Below are 17,650 nucleotides of genomic sequence, written 5' to 3' on the forward strand. Positions count from 1 at the left end.
GTCGAGGTACCCCCACTCAACGGCGACGGCTGTGGAACCAGCGCGTGACGGGGGCCGGATTCTCCTCCTCGTACGACCGGGCGGCGTTGACCGCGGCGGCCAGGCCGGAGCGGCGCGGTCGGGGCCCGGCGCGCAGCATCGGATCGGCCGCCATCTCCCGGAGCACCGCGACGGCCAGACCGAGCATCACCACGACGAACGGCAACGCGACCAGGATGGTCGCCTGCTGCAACGCGGCCAGGCCCCCGGCCAGCAGCAACGCCGCCGCCACCGCACCGATCAGCACGCCCCACAGCACCACCACCGCGCGGTGCGGCCGCAACGCGCCGCGCGAGCTGAGCGAGCCGAGCACCAGCGACGCCGAGTCGGCGCTGGTGACGAAGTAGAGACCGATCAGCACCATGGCGAGCACGCTCGTCAGCGTGGCCAGCGGCAGCGCCTCCAGCAGCCCGAACAGCGCCTGCTCGGAACCGGCTTCCACGTCGGCCACCAGGTCCCGGGTGCCGGTGGTCTGGGTACGCAGGGCGGTCCCGCCCATCACCGCGAACCAGACGGTGCTCGCGCCGCTGGGCACCAGCAGCACCCCGACGAGGAACTGGCGGACCGTACGACCGCGCGAGATGCGGGCGATGAACGTGCCCACGAACGGCGCCCAGGAGATCCACCACGCCCAGTAGAAGATGGTCCACGAGCCCAGCCAGGCCGGGTCGGAGAACGCCCCGGTACGCGTCGACATGCGCACCAGGCCGCTCAGGTAGTCACCGACCGAGGCCGGCAGCACCTCCAGCGTGTAGACGGTCGGGCCGGCCACGAACACGAACAGCATCAGCACGACGGCGATCAGCACGTTGGTGGTGGACAGCCACTTGACGCCCCGGTGCAGGCCGGAGAAGGCGGAGGCGACGAAGGCGAGCGTGAGGGCGCCGATGATCGTCAGCTCGACGGCCCGGCTGTCCGGCACGCCGGCCACCAGGTCCAGGCCGGCCGCCACCTGGAGCGCGCCCAGCCCGAGGCTGGTCGCGGAGCCGAACACGGTGGCGAAGACGGCGAGCAGGTCGATCGCCCGACCGAGCGGGCCGTCGGTCCGCGCGCCGAGCAGCGGCGCGAACGCGGACGAGATCCGGTTACCGCGCCCCTTGCGGAACGTCGAGTACGCCAGGGCCAGCGCCGCGATCGCGTAGATGCCCCACGGGTGCAGCGTCCAGTGGAAGAGCGTGTACTGCATGGCGGTCGCGGCGGCGGCGCCGGTCTGCGGCGCGACCCCGGAGGCCGGCGGCGGCGTGGCGTAGTGCTGGATCGGTTCGGCGACGGCGAAGAACACCAGGCCGATGCCCATGCCGGCGCTGAACATCATGGCGATCCAGGCCAGCGTGTCGAACTCCGGCTCGTCGTCGTCGGCGCCCAGCCGGATCCGGCCGAACCGGGAGGCCGCCACGACGACCGCGAGCACCAGGAACGCGTCGGCCGCGACCACGAAGAACCAGCCGAACGTGCTGATCGTCCAACTCAGCCCGGCCGCGCCGAACGACGCCAGGGAACCACGCGCGAACACGCCCCAGGCCACCACGGCCAGCACGCCGGCCACGCCGAGCCCGAGCACCACCCGGTCGGCCGGCTGCGTCCCGGCCCGCTCCCCCGCATCTTCCCCCATGCCCCATCCTGGGCAGAGCGGGCACCCGGGAGGGACGAAACGCCCGACCCCGTACCGGGGAGCGGGACAGGGCGCGGGCGGGGCGGGTCAGGCCGGGACGGCGGCGGCCTCCTCGGCCTCGACGGCCGCGTTCCAGGCCGGCTTGGTGGAGCGCCAGCCCTCGTCGTCCATGCCCTGCCGCCAGTAACCGGAGATGGACAGGTCGCCCCGGGGCACGCCCCGCTCGACCCGCAGCAGCCGCCGCAGTTCCTTGACCGCGCCGGCCTCGCCGTGCACGAACGCGTGCACCCGGCCGGGCGGGAACTCCAGCGCCCGGACCGCCTCGACCAGCGGCTCGCCGTAGCGGCGGCCGTCGCGGTGCAGCCAGCGCACCTCGACCTCGCCGGCACTGGTCAGCGGCAGCTCGTCGGCCGGGCCGCTCACCTCGACGTACACCTTCGCGGGCGCGCCCGCCGGCAGCCGCTCCAGGGCGGCGGCGATGGCCGGCAACGCGCTCTCGTCGCCGGCCAGCAGGTGCCAGTCGGCCGCCGGGTCCGGCGCGTACGCGCCGCCCGGCCCGGTGAACAACACCCGGTCGCCGGGGCGCAGCGCCGCCGCCCACGGCCCGGCCAGCCCCTCGTCGCCGTGGTGCACCACGTCCACGGTCATCTCACCGGCCGCGGCGTCCCAGGCCCGCACCGTGTACGCGCGCAGCCGCGGCCACTGCTCCGCCGGGAACTCCCGCTTGATCGTGGCCAGGTCGACCGGGTACGGGTAGGTCACCCCGGCCGGCGGGAAGACGAACTTCACGTAGTGATCGGTGTACGCGCCGACCGGCAGTCCGGCCAGCTCCGGACCGCCAAGCACGAGCCGGATCAGGTGCGGGGTGGGCCGCGTGGTCCGGACGAAAGTGGCGGCGGTGAGCATCTTCGGGCGGTCCGTCATGCTGCTTAAGCTAGCCTAAGTTCACGGGTCCGGTCCCGGAGCGGTGCGGTCAGCCCGGCGACACCAGGCGGGCGTGCCAGGCCAGCGCGGCCGGATCGGTGAGCGAGGCGACCTGGTCGATCACCACGCGCAGCCGGGCGGCGTCGTCTGCCGCGTCCCGCCACAGCGGCGCGAACACCGGGTCGAGCACGTCGGGCGCCCGGTCCAGCAGCGCCGTCACCAGCCCGGCGAGGACGTCGCGCTGCCGCGCGTACCGGCCCTCGGCACCGGGGCGGCGCATCACGTACCGCAGGGCGATGCCCTTGAGCAGCGCGCACTGCGCCCGGATCCGGCGCGGCACCACCAGGTCGGCGGCGTAGCGACGGTGCGGGCCGGGACCGTGGCGCTGCTGCGTGGCGGCCACCACGCTGGAGACGAACCGGCCGGTGAGCACGCTCGTGGTGGCCTTCAGCGCGGCGAGGGCCCGGTGGCTGCCGTCGTACGCGGCCAGCGGCGCGAGCACCGGATCGGCGAGCAGCTCGCCCAGCACCTCGCCCAGGTCCTCCGGCGCCTCGCCGGAGTAGGTGGCGGCCACATCGGCGCAGAGCGCCCGCCGCTCGTCCGGGTCGGCCAGCAGCGGGCGCAGGTCCACGTACCCGCCGTGGATGCCGTCCTCGACGTCGTGCACCGAGTACGCCACGTCGTCGGCCCAGTCCATCACCTGGGCCTCCAGGCAGCGCCGCGTGCCGGGCGGGGCGCCTTCGCGCAGCCAGTCGAAGACCGGGCGGTCGTCGGCGTACACGCCGAACTTGCGCTCGCCGGGGCGGCGTGGCCACGGGTACTTGCTCACCGCGTCCAGCGCGGCCCGGGTCAGGTTCAGCCCCACCGAACGCCCGTCCGGGGTGAGCACCTTGGCCTCCAGCCGGGTGAGCACCCGCAGCGTCTGCGCGTTGCCCTCGAACCCGCCGCAGGCGGCGGCCAGCTCGTCCAGCGCGTACTCGCCGTTGTGCCCGAACGGCGGGTGACCCAGGTCGTGGGCCAGCCCGGCGGTGTCCACCACGTCGGGGTCGCAGCCGAGCCGGGCGCCCATCTCGCGGGCGATCTGCGCGACCTCCAGCGAGTGGGTCAGCCGGGTACGCAGGAAGTCGTTCGTGCCGGCGGTGTGCACCTGCGTCTTCGCGGCGAGCCGCCGGAACGCCGCCGAGTGCAGCACCCGGGCGCGGTCCCGCTCGAACGGCGACCGGCCGTACCCGGTGTCCTTCGGCGCCTCGTCGACCAGCCGCGCCGCGTCGCTCACCTCTGCCGGAGAACGCAGAACTCGTTGCCCTCCGGGTCGGCGAGCACCGTCCACTCCACGTCTCCCTGGCCGATGTCGACGTGCCGCGCGCCCATGTCGACGAGGCGCTCTACCTCGGCCTCCATGTCGGCCGGGCGCAGGTCGATGTGCAGCCGGTTCTTCCCCTCCTTCGGCCCGGCGACCGGGACGAAGACGAGGCCGGGCATCGTGTCGGGGGTCCGGCGGATCTCCACCTCGTCCGGCTTGTCGGTGATCACCTGATAACCGAGCGCCTCCGCCCACCAGCTGGCGAGCCGGGACGGGTCCCGGGCGTCGATGGTCAGGTTCTCCCAGACGGCGGTCATGCGGCCACCCCTCCTGATCGACACGTGGCGGAAGCTCAGGTTACGCCGAGGAGGCCGGAAAGGCGCGCCGGGCGGTACGCGGGGCCGTCGATGGACACCGGCGGCCCCGCGTCCTCGTCAGCGGGAGTCGGAGCCGGTGGTGGTGATCGCCGCCCGTCCGGCCTCCAGGCGCGCCACCGGCACCCGGAACGGCGAGCAGGAGACGTAGTCCAGCCCGACGGAGTGGAAGAAGTGCACCGAGTCCGGGTCGCCGCCGTGCTCGCCGCAGACGCCGAGCTTCAGGCCGGGGCGGGCCGCCCGGCCCTCCTCGGCGGCGATGCGGATCAGCCGGCCGACGCCGTCGGTGTCGATCGACTCGAACGGCGAGATGCCGAAGATGCCCAGCTCCAGGTAGCGCCAGAAGAACGCGCCCTCCACGTCGTCGCGGGAGAAGCCCCAGCCCATCTGGGTCAGGTCGTTGGTGCCGAAGGAGAAGAACTCCGCCGCCTCGGCGATCTGGCCGGCGGTCAGCGCCGCCCGGGGCACCTCGATCATCGTGCCGATCAGCACCTCGACGCCGCTGTCCCCGACCACCTCGGCGATGATCCGCTCGGCCTCGGCGCGTACCGTCTCCAACTCCTGCACCGCGCCGACCAGCGGCACCATGATCTCCGGGCAGGCCGTGCCGCCGTCGCGGACGACGGCCACGGCGGCCTCGGTGATCGCGCGGACCTGCATGGCGAACAGGCCCGGGATGACCAGGCCGAGCCGGACGCCGCGCAGACCCAGCATCGGGTTCTCCTCGTGCATCCGCCGCACGGCGGCGAGCAGCGCCTCCTCCTTGGCCACGTCCTCGCCGCGCTCCTGCGCCACCGCGACGTTCACCGCGAGCTGCTCCAGCGGGGGCAGGAACTCGTGCAGCGGCGGGTCGATCAGCCGCACGGTGACCGGCAGGCCGTCCATCTCCCGGAAGATCTCGATGAAGTCGGCCCGCTGCAGCGGCAGCAGCGCGGCGAGCGCGTCCTCCCGCTCCCGCTCGCCGGAGGCCAGGATGAGCCGCTCGACCAGCTCGCGGCGGTCGCCGAGGAACATGTGCTCGGTGCGGCACAGGCCGATGCCCTCGGCGCCGAAGCGCCGGGCCCGGGCGGCGTCCGCGCCGGTGTCGGCGTTCGTGCGCACCCGCAGCCGCCGCGCCGCGTCGGCGTGCGTCATGATCCGGTGTACGGCGCGGACCAGCGCGTCGTCGATGGTCTCCGGGTCGAGTTCGCCCTCGAAGTACTGCACCACCTCCGACGGCATGACCGGCACCTCGCCGAGGTACACCTTGCCGGTGGTGCCGTCGATCGAGACGACGTCGCCCTCGTTCACCACGTGCCCGCCCACTGTGAACTTCTTCGCCGGTACGTTGACCTCCAGCTCGTCGGCGCCGGAGACGCAGGTCTTGCCCATGCCGCGGGCCACCACCGCGGCATGGCTGGTCTTACCGCCCCGGGAGGTGAGGATGCCCTGGGCGGCGATCATGCCGTTGAGGTCGTCCGGGTTGGTCTCCCGGCGGACCAGGATCACCGCCTCGCCCTCGGCGGCCAGCTCGACCGCGCGGGCCGAGGTGAAGACGACCTTGCCGGACGCCGCGCCCGGGGAGGCGCCGATGCCCTTGGCGACCGCCTCGAACTCGTGGTCGAGCTGGAAGCGCGGGAACATCAGCTGCGCGAGCTGCGCGCCGTTGACCCGGTGCAGCGCCTCGTCCAGGTCGATCAGGCCCTCGTCGACGAGCTGCCCGGCGATGACGAACGCGGCCGCGGCGGTGCGCTTGCCGACCCGGGTCTGCAGCATCCAGAGCTTGCCGCGCTCGATGGTGAACTCGATGTCGCAGAGGTCCTTGTAGTGCTCCTCCAGCCGGGCCATGATGCCGAGCAACTGGTCGTAGGAGGCCTTGTCGAGCTGCTCCAGCTCCTGCAACGGCACTGTGTTGCGGATGCCGGCCACCACGTCCTCGCCCTGGGCGTTGGCCAGGTAGTCGCCGTAGATGCCCTGCGCGCCGCTGCCCGGGTCGCGGGTGAACGCGACGCCGGTACCCGAGTCGGGCCCGAGGTTGCCGAACACCATCGTCACCACGTTCACAGCGGTGCCCAGGTCGGCCGGGATGCGCTCCTGCCGGCGGTAGAGCACCGCCCGCTCCGCGTTCCACGACTCGAAGACCGCCCGGATGGCCAGGTCGAGCTGTTCGCGCGGCTCCTGCGGGAACTCGCGGCCGGTGTGCTTGGCGAAGATCTTCTTGTACGCGTCGACCAGCCCGCGCAGGTCGTCGGCGTCCAGGTCGAGGTCGTTGCTCGTGCCCTTGGCGTGCTTCGCCTCGTCCAGCGCGTGCTCGAACTCCTCGCCCGGCACCTCGCAGACGGTCTTGCCGAACATCTGGATCAGCCGGCGGTAGGAGTCCCAGGCGAACCTGTCGTTCCCCCCGGCCTGGGCGCTCAGGCCGATGACGCTGCGGTCGTTGAGGCCCACGTTGAGGACGGTCTCCATCATGCCGGGCATGGAGAACTTGGCGCCGGAGCGTACCGAGACCAGCAGCGGGTCGTCCGGGTCGCCGAGGCGGCGGCCCATCTCGCGCTCCAGCGACTCCAGGTGCGCCTCGATCTGCGCGGCCAGGCCCTCGGGCTCGCGCCCGGTCGTCAGGTACGCCTTGCACGCCTCGGTGGTGATCGTGAAGCCGGGCGGAACCGGTAGGCCGAGGTTGGTCATCTCGGCCAGGTTGGCCCCCTTGCCGCCGAGCAGATCCTTGAGACCCTTGTTGCCCTCGGCGAAGTCGTACACGTACTTGTGCTCGCCCGATTCCTGCGCTTCCACCAGAGCCTCCAACGCGCGCCATTGACACTTAACGAAGGTTTAGTTCGGACATACCCCGGGAGTGACCACCGGTAATCCCGGCTCGTCAGCGTCGGTGGGCCGAAGGCTAGGCCAGTTTCGCGAAACCTGGGAGCGTTCGGTGACTTTCGGCACAACGGTCGCCACTATGCGCGTTCGTACGGGTTGTTGGGAACGCTTCCACGAGCACGATCACGCAATTACCGTTCCTCTCGTACTCTTGACTCACTGCGTCTCGCGGATCCTCACCTTTGCCATACCCCGCGCGAATACACCCCTCGGAGCCGTCGCCGTGCCGACCACACCCACCGCCCCGGAGACCGGGCCGGAGCCGACCGATACCCGCCCCACCAGCACGTCCACCCGCGACCAGGTCCCGCCGTCCGCCGGCGCGGCGGCGGGCGAGGGACTGCCCGGCGTGCCGACGCCTGCCGCCGAGCTGGCGCGTGTCGCCGCGGGCCGGGCCGCCGAGGCGCTGGCCGGGCCGGCGCCGGTCCGGCTGGACGACGTGGTGCCCGCGCCCGAGCAGGTGTTCCCGGACCCCGCGGGCGACTTCACCCTGGGCGCGGACGCGGCACTGCGGGTCAGCCCTGCCGGGCGGGACGTGGCCGAGCAGCTCGCCACCTGGCTGCGCCCGGCCACCGGCTTCCCGCTGCCGGTCGCCGACGCCCCCGTCGGCGAGGACGGCCCGCTGACGCTCACGCTGTCGCCGTCCGCTCCGGGCGGTGCCGCTGCTCCCGGGGCCCGGGCGACCGACGACGGCTCCGGCGGGTCGGTCGGCGACGGGCTCGGGGACGAGGGCTACCGCCTCGACGTGGCCGCCACCGGCGTCCGGATCACCGCCGCAACCTCGGCCGGGTTGTTCCACGGCGCGCAGACTCTGCGGCAGCTCCTGCCGGCGGCGATCGAGAGCCGTACGCCGGTCGCCGCGCGCTGGGCCGTGTCCGGCGGCACGATCGTCGACCGTCCGCGCTTCCCCTACCGGGGCGCCATGCTCGACGTGGCGCGGCACTTCTTCGCCGTCGAGGACGTGCTGCGGATGGTCGACCACCTGGCCCGCTACAAGCTCAACCACCTGCACCTGCACCTCACCGACGACCAGGGCTGGCGCATCGCCGTCGACTCCTGGCCCCGGCTCACCGAGGTCGGCGGCGCGACGGCTGTCGGCGGCGGCCCCGGCGGCTGGTACTCCGGGGACGACTACCGGCGCATCGTCGCGTACGCCGCCCGCCGCCACGTCACGGTGGTGCCCGAGATCGACCTGCCCGGCCACACCAACGCGGCGCTCGTCGCGTACCCCGAACTGGCGCCCGGCAAGGTCGCTCCCCCGCCGTACACCGGCACCGAGGTCGGGTTCAGCTACGTCGACCCCGACGACGAACGGACGTACGCCTTCGTCGCCGACGTGGTCGGCGAGGTGGCCGCGCTGACGCCGGGGCCGTGGCTGCACCTCGGCGGCGACGAGGCGTTCAAGGTGCCGGCCGGGAGCTACCGCGCCTTCGTGGAGCGGGCGCAGCGGCTGGTGGAGGCCACCGGCAAGACGGTGGTCGGCTGGCACCAGCTCGCCCCGGCCGGGCACGTCGACGGGCGCGTCCTGCAGTGGTGGGGCACGAACGGCGACGACCCGGAGACGGCCGAAGCGGTACGCCGGGGCGCCCGGCTGATCGTCTCCCCCGCCAACCATGCGTACCTGGACATGAAGTACGCGCCGGACACTCCGATCGGGCACGACTGGGCGGGCCTCATCGACGTGCGCCGGGCGTACGAGTGGGATCCGGGCACCCACGTGCGGGGCGTACCGGCCGAGGCCGTGCTGGGCGTGGAGGCGCCGCTGTGGACCGAGTCGGTGAGTACGCGGGCCGAGGTCGAGTACATGCTCTTCCCCCGCCTGCCCGCCGTCGCGGAGCTGGGCTGGTCACCGCGCGCCACGCACGACTGGTCCCGGTTCCGCACCCGGCTCGCCGGCCACGGCCCGCGCTGGACAACCGCCGGCATCACCTTCCACAACTCCCCCGAGATCCCCTGGCCGGTGACGGTGCCACCGCAGCACCGCCCGACCGACCGGCCCGGTCACGACCGCACGCCGCTGGGGTGAGGCCGGTGGCGTCGTCCGGCCAGCCTCACAGTCAGGTCAGACATCTCATCCCGGTGATCCCGTTGGCGAGCTCGCTGCCGGACCCACTCAGCACCCGGACCGAGTTGACGTCGCCGGAGTAGGCCACCTCGCCCGCCCGGTCGCACAACTGCCGGCCCGGACCGGCGTCACCGTCGCCCAGCGTGGTGGCGACCACGACCGTGGTGCACTGCCCCTCCACTGTCACCGCGCGGACCTGGTCCGACCGGAGGTGCCGACTGACCGTGTCGGCGACCGCCCCGCACGGGACCTCGGTGGCGGTCGGACTCGGCGCCGCGGCGCCCGGCGAGGGCGGGCTGGACGGGCCGTCGGCCTCGGAACAGCCGGCCAACGACGCGATGCCGAGCGTGATCACCGAGGTGACGAGCGTGACGTGCCTGACCGGGCTCATGTGCTGACCGTCCTTACCTGTCGGATTTGGTCTCGAAGCGGGCGTCATGCCGGTGCCCGTCCAGTGAGCAGCAGGAGACCGGCGGGCAGCCGGTAGCCGGCCCCGGGCTCGCGGAACCGGGCGAGCAGTGCGGCCACCCCGGCCCGCGCCGCGGCCTGCCGCGACGGGCCGGCGGCCCGGTACACGGCCCCGGCCGGGCCGACCTCGATCAGCCAGTCGGCGACGGTGTCCGGGTCGTCGGGTGCGGTCAGGGTGACGTCGTGGAAGTCGACCGCGATGTCGTCGAATCCGGCCTCGGCCAGGACGCGACGGGCCCGCGCCGGGTCGGCGAGGGCGAACGGCCCCGGCTCGTCGCCGACCGGCAGTGGCGGCAGCGCCCCGAGGTGCGGGGCGGCGCCGAGCACCGCCGCGATCAGCCACGGGGTCGTGCTCCCGTCCCGGAAGACGGTCGCCGCCAGTCGTCCCCCGGGGCGCAGCGCCCGCCGTAGGGTGCGGCACCCGGTGACCGGGTCGGCGAGCAGCATCAGGGCCATCCGGGAGTGGACCGCGTCGAACGGCGCGCCCGGGACGACGTCCAGGGTGTCCAGGTCGGCCACCACGAACCGCAGCCGAGGATGACGGCCGTTCGGGAAGCGCGCGACGGCGGCGGCCAGCATCTCGGCGGACAGGTCGAGGCCGACGGCCTCCCCGGTCGGCCCGACCGCCGCCGCCAACTCGGCCGTGGTGCCGCCGCAGCCGCAGCCGACGTCGAGGATCCGCTCGCCCGGCCGCGGGCGCAGCCACTCCAGGGCGACCGCGCCGAGTGGTCGCCCCCAGTGGTCCTGGCGGTCGGCGTGGCGCACCCAGCCCGGTGCCGCCCCCGACCAGAAGGTGGCGTTGCGGTCCCGCAGGTCGGCCAGGTCCGCCATCAGAACGGCATCTCGGCGCCGTCGACCGTCACGGACCGGAAGCCGGCGGCCTTGCTCGCGTCGAATCCGTCGGTCTGGGCCGCCAGGCCCGCCGCCCGGACGAGTCGCTCGGACTGGAAGCGCCGGAACGCGGCCTCGTCCTGCCAGATGTTGATGATGCGCCAACCGCCCTCGACCGGCCCGGCGACGTGGGCGAGCAGGCCCGGCGGCCGGTCGGGACCGAGGTGTCGCTCGACCAGCCGGTATTCGTCCTCGCTGACGCCGGGCATCTCCTGAACCACACCGAACGGCATGATGATCAACTCTTTTCGGTAGAGTGTTGCTCTATCTAATAGATGACTACACTCGCGCCGTGGGTGTCAAGAGGAGGTACGAGTCGGCAAGACGTCAGGAGCAGGCCCGCCAGACCCGGCGGGCGATCCTCGACGCGGCCGGCAAGCTGTTCGTCGACCCGGGCTACGCCGCCACCCCGCTGACCGCCGTCGCTGCCGAGGCCGGCGTGGCCGTACAGACCGTGTACGCGATCTTCGGCAACAAACGCCACCTGCTCTCCGCGCTCGTCGACGTGACCATCGCCGGCGACGACGAACCGACCGCGCTGCCCGACCGGCCGTTCGTCGCGGAAATCCGGGCGCTGCCCGACGCCCGGGCGAAACTGGCCCGCTACGCCCGGCACCTCAGCGCGACCCAGGCCCGGCAGGTCGACATGATGATCGCCCTCACCGGCGCCGCCAGCGCCGACCCCGACGCAGCCGCCATCTGGCGCAAGAACGTGGCGGAACGCCGGCGCGGCATGGCGATGTTCGCGGCCGAACTCGTCGCCACCGGCTCCGTGCGACCCGACCACGACGTCGACAGCGTCGCCGACGTGCTGTGGCTGGCGATGGACTTCCGCAACTACGACTGGCTGGTGCGGCAACGCGGCTGGCCGGTCGACCGGTTCGAACGCTGGTACGTCGACACCGTCGCTGCCGCCGTGCTGGCCTGAGCCGCCCCGGCCCGCCGAACCGCACCCCCGCCGTCGGGTCTGGGGTGCGCCGTCCGGTCCGGGGGCACGTGGGCATCGATCGAGTCGATGGATCCGAAATGTCTGGAAAGTCCGGATCGGCCGGCCCGGAATCCCTGCCCGCCTCCGGGCGTTGTACATGGCTAGACGCGGTGAGCCGGCCGGAGCCCGTGCCGGTGGAATGCCGGACCCCGCCCGTCGGTTACACCCCCCGAGCCGCCCGAGCGCTCCGAGCAGGTCGCCGCCGCTGACCGCCGGGCCGGGCAGACCCCCGCGGCGCCCCCGTGCCGCACACCCCCGAACCAGAGGAGTCGCATCATGCGTACCGATCTGATCCGCAAGACCGTTCTGACCGCTGCCGGTATCGCCGCCACCGCCGGTGGCATCGCCGGCCCCGCCGTCGCCGCCCAGGCCACCCCGGCCGAGCGCGCCGCCGCCCAGGTCACCACCGACCGCAAGCACGGCGAGCGAGAGCTCGACGTGCGCTACGAAGCCCAGCCCAACTTCTACTTCTGCGGCCCCGCCGCCGCCCGTAACGCGCTGAGCGTGCAGGGCAAGAACATCGACGTGCACGCCATGGCCAAGGAGATGGGCACCACCGAGTCCGGCACCAACTCCATCAACGACATCACCCCCGTGCTGAACAAGGAGACCGGTAAGGACGTCTACAAGTCCACCGAGATCCCCATGGACAAGGCCCGCGACCGCGACAAGGTCGACAAGCTGCGCGCCGACGTGGTACGTACGGTCGACGACGGCCGTGCCGTGGTGGCCAACATCGCCGGCACCGCGACCGACACCGACGGCAACGCCCACTCCTTCGAGGGCGGCCACTACATCAGCGTGGTCGGCTACCGCGACGACGGGAAGATCGTGACGATCGCCGACTCGGCCAACCCGACCCAGGCCTCCTACCGGATGGACGTGGACGAGCTCGCCCGCTGGATCGCCAGCCGCGGCTACAGCTCCTGACCGAACACGAAGGGCCCGACCCCCACCGGGGTCGGGCCCTTCGGCGCGTCCGGGTCAGCCGCCGGAGTCGTCCAGTTCGGCGCCGTCCGGCGGGGTGTCGTCGTCGCGGCTGGCCAGCCACCCGTCGGGCAGGAACACCTTGCCCGGGGAGTTGGTGCGACCGCGCGGCTGGCCCAGGTTCTCCACCGGGAACGGTACGGCCGGGTCGAGCTTGCCGAGCAGGTCGTCGAGCTGTGCCAGGCTCTCGATCATGGCAAGCGAGCGGCGCAGCTCGCTGCCGATCGGGAAGCCCTTGAGGTACCAGGCGACGTGCTTGCGGAAGTCGGTGCAGCCGTCCCGCTCGCCCCGGGCCGGGTTGCGGGCGCCGGCCACGAACTGCTCCACCAGCAGCTCGGCGTGCCGGCGCATGGTCACCGCCACCTCGCCGAGCGAGGGCAGCCGCCGTTCGGGGCTGCCGTTGAACGCGGCCTCCAGGTCGGCGAAGAGCCACGGCCGGCCCAGGCAGCCGCGCCCGATCACCACGCCGTCGACGCCGGTGTGCGCGACCATCCGCAGCGCGTCGTCGGCCTCCCAGATGTCGCCGTTGCCGAGCACCGGCACGTCGAGGGCCGCCTTGAGCGTGGCGATCGCGTCCCAGTCGGCGGTGCCGGAGTAGCGCTGCGCGGCCGTACGCCCGTGCAGGGCGACCGCCGCGACGCCCGCGTCCTGTGCGGCAAGCCCCGCCTCGACGTACGTCAGGTGGTCGTCGTCGATGCCCTTGCGCATCTTGACCGTGACCGGCACCCCGGCGGGTGACGCGGCGTCCACCGCGGCCTTGACCAGCCTGGCGAAGAGCCGGCGGCGCCACGGCAGGGCCGAGCCGCCGCCACGGCGGGTGACCTTGGGTACGGGGCAGCCGAAGTTCAGGTCGATGTGGTCGGCGAGGTCACGCTCGACCACGATCCGCACGGCGGCGGCGGTGATCTCCGGGTCGGTGCCGTAGAGCTGGAGGCTGCGGGGCTGCTCCTCGGCGCCGAAGGCGATCATGCGGAGCGTCTTGGGGTTCCGCTCGACGAGCGCCCGGGTGGTGATCATCTCGCAGACGTAGATGCCGCCGCCCTGCTCGCGGCAGAGCCGGCGGAAGCCGACGTTGGTGATCCCGGCCATCGGCGCGAGCACCACCGGCGGCCACACCTGGTGCGGGCCGATGGTCAGCGCGGGCAGCGTCGGGGCAGTCACCGCACAAGTGTAAGGAAGGGCCCCTTCTTAACGTCTCCGGTAGAGCAGGGGCCCCTTCTTAACAGGACCCATATCACAGCCGGCCCGCCACGAGACGGTTCTCCACACCAGGGCCCGGTGTCCACAGGGCGGGCGAGCGGGCCGGAAGAGAAGCGGTCGAGCGCGCAGGCTGCCGCGCATGCCTGAACAGCCACCCGAACTCAGCGACCTGGCGGAACGCCAGCAGCAGATCGTCACGCGGACGCAGCTTCTCGGCGTCGGATTCGACGACATGTACCTGTACCGGCAGACCCGGCGCGGCCTGTGGCAGCGCGTCCTGCCGGCGACGTACGCGCTCGTCAGCGGCACCCTCACCGACGAGCAGCGACGCATCTCGGCGGCACTCTACGCGGGCGCCGACGCACAGCTCACCGGCCTGGCGGCCCTCATCTGGTACGGCTTCCGGCACAGCCCGCGCACCGCTGACGTACACCTGATCCTGCCGCACCACGTGCGACGCCGCTCGGCCGGTCACGCGGTGATCGCGCGGGCCCTGGAGCTTGATCCGCGCGCCCGGCGGGCCGCGCTGTACCCGGTGTGCTCGCCGGCCCGGGCGGTGGTGGACGCCGCCCGCGACCTGCGCCACCTGCGGCCGGTACGGGCGACGGTGGCCGAGGCGGTGCAGCGCGGTTTCACCGACCTGGCCAGCCTGGACGTGGAGATCCGGCGGGCCCGGCGCAGCCGCACCGCCCTGATCCGGAAGGCGTTCGCGGAGATCACCGACGGGGCCCGCTCGGCGCCGGAGACGGAGCTGCGGGAGTGCCTGGGCAGCAGCCGCGTGCTCACCGAGATCCTGTGGAATCCGCGGCTGTCGGCGGCCGACGGCGCCCGGCTGCCGACGCCGGACGGCTACCTCGCCGAGTGCGCGGTGGCGCTGGAGGTCGACTCGCGGGAGTACCACCTCGGCCCGGCCGACTGGGCGCGGACGCTGGACCGGCACAACGAGCTGAGCCGGCACGGGGTGCTCGTTCTGCACTTCACGCCGGCGCAGATCCGCCGGGAGCCGGGCCGCGTGCGGCGCACGGTGGAGGACGCGTACGCGGCCCGGCGCGGCGTGGGCGGCGGAACCGGGGTACGGGCGGAGCCGATCTCCCCCGGGTGACGGGTGTTAAGAAGGGGCCCCTTCTCTACGCCAGGCGTTAAGAAGGGGCCCTTCCTTACACCGCTCAGCAGCCGGGGAGGCGCTCGATCAGGTAGCGCTCGACCTGGTCCAGCGAGACGCGCTCCTGGGCCATGGTGTCCCGGTTCCGGACCGTCACCGCGTTGTCGTCGAGCGTGTCGAAGTCGACTGTGACGCAGAACGGCGTGCCGATCTCGTCCTGCCGACGGTAGCGGCGGCCGATCGCCTGCGAGTCGTCGAACTCGACCACCCAGCGCTTACGCAGGTCGGTGGCGAGCTGCTTGGCCTTCGGCGACAGCGCCTCGTTGCGCGACAGCGGCAGCACGGCGACCTTGACCGGGGCGAGCCGCGGGTCGAAGCGCATGACGGTGCGCTTGTCCACGCCGCCCTTGGTGTTCGGCGCCTCGTCCTCGTCGTACGCCTCGAGCAGGAACGCCAGCACCGCGCGGGTGAGACCGGCGGCCGGCTCGATCACGTACGGCATCCAGCGCTCGCCCTTGCCCTGGTCGAAGTACGACAGGTCGACGCCGGAGTGCTTGCTGTGCGTGGACAGGTCGAAGTCGGTGCGGTTGGCGATGCCCTCCAGCTCGGCGAACTCGCTGCCGCCGAACCGGAACCGGTACTCGATGTCGACGGTGCGCTTCGAGTAGTGGGAGAGCTTCTCCTTGGGGTGCTCGTAGAAGCGCAGGTTCTCCTCGGACAGGCCGAGGTCGAGGTACCAGTTCCAGCGCTCGGAGAGCCAGTACTCGTGCCACTGCTCGTCGGTGCCGGGCTCGACGAAGAACTCCATCTCCATCTGCTCGAACTCGCGGGTCCGGAAGATGAAGTTGCCCGGGGTGATCTCGTTGCGGAACGACTTGCCGGTCTGCGCGATGCCGAACGGCGGCTTCTTGCGGGCGACCGTCTCGACGTTCTTGTAGTTGACGAAGATGCCCTGGGCGGTCTCCGGGCGCAGGTAGTGCATGCCCTCGTCGCTCTCCACCGGGCCCAGGTAGGTCTTCATCAGGCCGTTGAACATCTTCGGCTCGGTGAAGGTGCCCTTGTTGCCGCAGTTGGGGCAGTTCAGCTCCGTCAGCGAGGTCAGCGGCTTGCCGTGCTTGGCCTCGTACGCCTCTTCCAGGTGGTCGGCCCGGAACCGCTTGTGGCAGGACTGGCACTCGGTGAGCGGGTCGACGAACTCGGCGATGTGGCCGCTGGCCTCCCACACCTTGCGGGCCAGGATGACCGCCGAGTCGAGGCCGACGACGTCGTCACGCTGCTGCACCATGGTGCGCCACCACTGCCGGCGGACGTTCTCCTTCAGCTCGACGCCGAGCGGACCGTAGTCCCAGGCCGACCGGGTGCCCCCGTAGATCTCGCTGGAGGGAAAGACGAAGCCCCGGCGTTTGGCGAGGCTGGTGACGGCGTCGATACGGTCGGCTGGCATGTTTCCTCCTACGCCGGCTGGCGGTCGGCGCGGTTGAGATGGATGGAACCGGGCTGTTCGGGACAACGGTACGACCGCGTTCGTCCCGGGCCCAGCAGAATACCGGGGGCCGGTCAGCTCACCCCGCAGACCTCCACGCCGCCCGTCTGCTGGTCCGGGGCCAGCGTCACGGTCTGCGCCTCCCGCCGGCCGCCGGCCAGCGTGACGTCCACCGGCACGGTGAGCGTGGTGATGTCGACCTCGCCGACCCGGTAGCCGGAGATCTGCGGCTCGGTGGCGACCCGCCGCTCGAACTCCCGCCGGGGCTCGCGTCGGCGGAGGTCGTCGCAGAGCGTGTCGTACGCCTTGGACCACTCCCGGGCCACGAGCGCCTGGTAGTAGTCGCTGGTGACGGCCCGGCCCTGCTCGCCGATCGCCTGGGCGTTGCTCACCGCCAGGCCGACCACCGCCGCGCCGCCCCCGCCGCAGCAGATCAGCACGGCCAGCGCGCCGGCGCCGAGGCCGAGCCAGAGCCGGGTCCGCCCGCCCTCGGTGGGCGGGGCGGCGAACGGCGGCGCGGCGCCGGGACCGGGCGGCGGCGCGGGTGTCCCCGGGTCCGCCGGCGGCGCGGGCGGCACTGACGACGGGGGTGGCGCGGCCGGTCCGGGAGCGGTCATACGCGCCAGGGTAGTGCCCCGGCACTCACCGGTAAGGACCTGCGGCCCGATCGCTGGCGACGACGACGATCTCCCCATCGGGGGCGGCGGCGGCGAGCGTCTCGTACGCCGACGGCTCGTCCACCGATCGGGCGAGCAGCGGCACGGCGGTGACCTTGACGTCGAACCCGCCGAGCGCCCGCCGGTACGCCCCGACCGACTCCCACTCGGTGAGCAGGCACCAGTGGTCCGGGTCGTCGAGCGCCCGCAGCAGCTCGCCGCGCAGGTAGCCGGGGCGGGCGGCGAGCGCGGCCAGCGCGGCGTGCGCCTCCCGGGTGAACTCGTCCACCGTTTCGGCTTCCACCACGAACCGGTTGGTGACCAGCACGGCGTTCCTCCTCGTAGAGTTTGTGGCATGCAGCGTACGCAGAGTCCCGTGCTGTCCCGGTTGGCACGGCTCAACCCGACGGCGGTGTTCCTCGCCGTACTGGCCCTGATGCTGGTCGGCCTCTTCGCGCCCGGCCCGGCGGGCGGCGTCCTGCTGCTGGCGCTGGCCGGCGGCCTGGTCTGGCTGATGTCGGTCACCTGGCCGGTGCAGGCCCCGGCGACCCGCATTCTCCGGCTGGTGATGCTCACCCTGTTGATCACGGTGGCGCTGGCGAAGCTCATGGTCGGCTGACTGCGGGAGCAGAGCCGAGCTGACCTGCGCTGACATGCAATCATGCGTTTTTGACAATAGTTTTCGTTGTCGCGGACAGTTGA

At 72.7% G+C, this 17,650-nt stretch carries 17 protein-coding genes; 5 read left to right on the forward strand and 12 right to left on the reverse strand.

Features of this window, described 5'->3' with window-relative positions:
• Positions 1 to 16: 16 nt before the first annotated feature.
• The 5 genes from FHU28_RS27350 to ppdK all read right to left on the reverse strand — a co-directional run bounded on the left by FHU28_RS27350 (position 17) and on the right by ppdK (position 7,021).
• Entirely contained in the window at positions 17 to 1,651 is a 1,635-nt protein-coding gene (locus FHU28_RS27350) for a BCCT family transporter (RefSeq protein ID WP_184687414.1), read from the reverse strand.
• Positions 1,652 to 1,738: 87 nt separating this feature from the next.
• A complete protein-coding gene (locus FHU28_RS27355) occupies positions 1,739 to 2,575 on the reverse strand; it encodes a siderophore-interacting protein (RefSeq protein ID WP_184687416.1) in 837 nt (278 codons plus the stop codon).
• Between the two features lie 49 nt (positions 2,576 to 2,624).
• Complete coding sequence (locus FHU28_RS27360; protein WP_184687418.1) at positions 2,625 to 3,851, reverse strand: deoxyguanosinetriphosphate triphosphohydrolase; 1,227 nt, start codon at positions 3,849 to 3,851, stop codon at positions 2,625 to 2,627.
• Positions 3,848 to 4,195, reverse strand: a complete 348-nt coding sequence (locus tag FHU28_RS27365; RefSeq protein ID WP_184687420.1) for a VOC family protein — start codon at positions 4,193 to 4,195, stop codon at positions 3,848 to 3,850. Before FHU28_RS27365 ends, FHU28_RS27360 begins: the two co-directional genes overlap by 4 nt.
• Before the next feature lie 117 nt (positions 4,196 to 4,312).
• Positions 4,313 to 7,021, reverse strand: a complete 2,709-nt coding sequence (ppdK, locus tag FHU28_RS27370; RefSeq protein ID WP_184687422.1) for a pyruvate, phosphate dikinase — start codon at positions 7,019 to 7,021, stop codon at positions 4,313 to 4,315.
• Positions 7,022 to 7,331: 310 nt separating this feature from the next.
• Here ppdK and FHU28_RS27375 point away from each other — a divergent pair, with 310 nt between their 5' ends.
• Entirely contained in the window at positions 7,332 to 9,134 is a 1,803-nt protein-coding gene (locus tag FHU28_RS27375) for a family 20 glycosylhydrolase (RefSeq protein ID WP_311773662.1), read from the forward strand.
• A 31-nt stretch (positions 9,135 to 9,165) separates the two neighbouring features.
• On the opposite strand, the gene FHU28_RS27380 is transcribed toward FHU28_RS27375, so the two are convergent.
• The 3 genes from FHU28_RS27380 to FHU28_RS27390 are packed head-to-tail and all read right to left on the reverse strand — an operon-like array spanning position 9,166 to position 10,765.
• Positions 9,166 to 9,564, reverse strand: coding sequence for a hypothetical protein (locus tag FHU28_RS27380; protein ID WP_184687426.1), 399 nt, complete (start codon positions 9,562 to 9,564; stop codon positions 9,166 to 9,168).
• 44 nt (positions 9,565 to 9,608) lie between these two features.
• Positions 9,609 to 10,472: a methyltransferase domain-containing protein gene (locus tag FHU28_RS27385; RefSeq protein WP_184687428.1), complete on the reverse strand. Its 864-nt coding sequence runs from the start codon at positions 10,470 to 10,472 to the stop codon at positions 9,609 to 9,611.
• Positions 10,472 to 10,765: a hypothetical protein gene (locus FHU28_RS27390; protein WP_184687430.1), complete on the reverse strand. Its 294-nt coding sequence runs from the start codon at positions 10,763 to 10,765 to the stop codon at positions 10,472 to 10,474. Before FHU28_RS27390 ends, FHU28_RS27385 begins: the two co-directional genes overlap by 1 nt.
• Positions 10,766 to 10,824: 59 nt before the next feature.
• Here FHU28_RS27390 and FHU28_RS27395 point away from each other — a divergent pair, with 59 nt between their 5' ends.
• Both FHU28_RS27395 and FHU28_RS27400 read left to right on the forward strand, forming a co-directional pair.
• A complete protein-coding gene (locus FHU28_RS27395; RefSeq protein WP_311773663.1) occupies positions 10,825 to 11,460 on the forward strand; it encodes a TetR family transcriptional regulator in 636 nt (211 codons plus the stop codon).
• A gap of 336 nt (positions 11,461 to 11,796) precedes the next feature.
• Positions 11,797 to 12,450 carry a C39 family peptidase gene (locus FHU28_RS27400; protein ID WP_184687432.1) on the forward strand — a complete coding sequence of 218 codons (654 nt, stop codon included), beginning with the start codon at positions 11,797 to 11,799 and terminating at the stop codon, positions 12,448 to 12,450.
• Between the two features lie 54 nt (positions 12,451 to 12,504).
• Here the strand turns inward: FHU28_RS27400 and dusB are convergent, their stop codons facing one another.
• Positions 12,505 to 13,668 (reverse strand): tRNA dihydrouridine synthase DusB, encoded by a 1,164-nt coding sequence (dusB, locus tag FHU28_RS27405; RefSeq protein WP_184687434.1) that lies wholly within the window; start codon positions 13,666 to 13,668, stop codon positions 12,505 to 12,507.
• A gap of 178 nt (positions 13,669 to 13,846) precedes the next feature.
• Here dusB and FHU28_RS27410 point away from each other — a divergent pair, with 178 nt between their 5' ends.
• Complete coding sequence (locus FHU28_RS27410) at positions 13,847 to 14,809, forward strand: type IV toxin-antitoxin system AbiEi family antitoxin domain-containing protein (RefSeq protein ID WP_184687436.1); 963 nt, start codon at positions 13,847 to 13,849, stop codon at positions 14,807 to 14,809.
• Between the two features lie 64 nt (positions 14,810 to 14,873).
• Here the strand turns inward: FHU28_RS27410 and FHU28_RS27415 are convergent, their stop codons facing one another.
• The 3 genes from FHU28_RS27415 to FHU28_RS27425 all read right to left on the reverse strand — a co-directional run bounded on the left by FHU28_RS27415 (position 14,874) and on the right by FHU28_RS27425 (position 17,276).
• On the reverse strand, positions 14,874 to 16,253 hold the full coding sequence (locus FHU28_RS27415; RefSeq protein WP_013475540.1) for a glycine--tRNA ligase: 1,380 nt from the start codon (positions 16,251 to 16,253) through the stop codon (positions 14,874 to 14,876).
• Positions 16,254 to 16,366: 113 nt separating this feature from the next.
• Positions 16,367 to 16,909, reverse strand: coding sequence for a hypothetical protein (locus FHU28_RS27420; RefSeq protein ID WP_221453303.1), 543 nt, complete (start codon positions 16,907 to 16,909; stop codon positions 16,367 to 16,369).
• A 25-nt stretch (positions 16,910 to 16,934) separates the two neighbouring features.
• On the reverse strand, positions 16,935 to 17,276 hold the full coding sequence (locus FHU28_RS27425) for an antibiotic biosynthesis monooxygenase family protein (RefSeq protein ID WP_184687438.1): 342 nt from the start codon (positions 17,274 to 17,276) through the stop codon (positions 16,935 to 16,937).
• Between the two features lie 27 nt (positions 17,277 to 17,303).
• On the opposite strand from FHU28_RS27425, the gene FHU28_RS27430 reads away from it, so the two are divergent.
• On the forward strand, positions 17,304 to 17,567 hold the full coding sequence (locus tag FHU28_RS27430; protein ID WP_073831194.1) for a DUF6703 family protein: 264 nt from the start codon (positions 17,304 to 17,306) through the stop codon (positions 17,565 to 17,567).
• The last annotated feature ends 83 nt before the right edge of the window (positions 17,568 to 17,650 follow it).

Source organism: Micromonospora echinospora, from assembly GCF_014203425.1.
In the GTDB taxonomy this organism is placed as follows: domain Bacteria; phylum Actinomycetota; class Actinomycetes; order Mycobacteriales; family Micromonosporaceae; genus Micromonospora; species Micromonospora echinospora_A.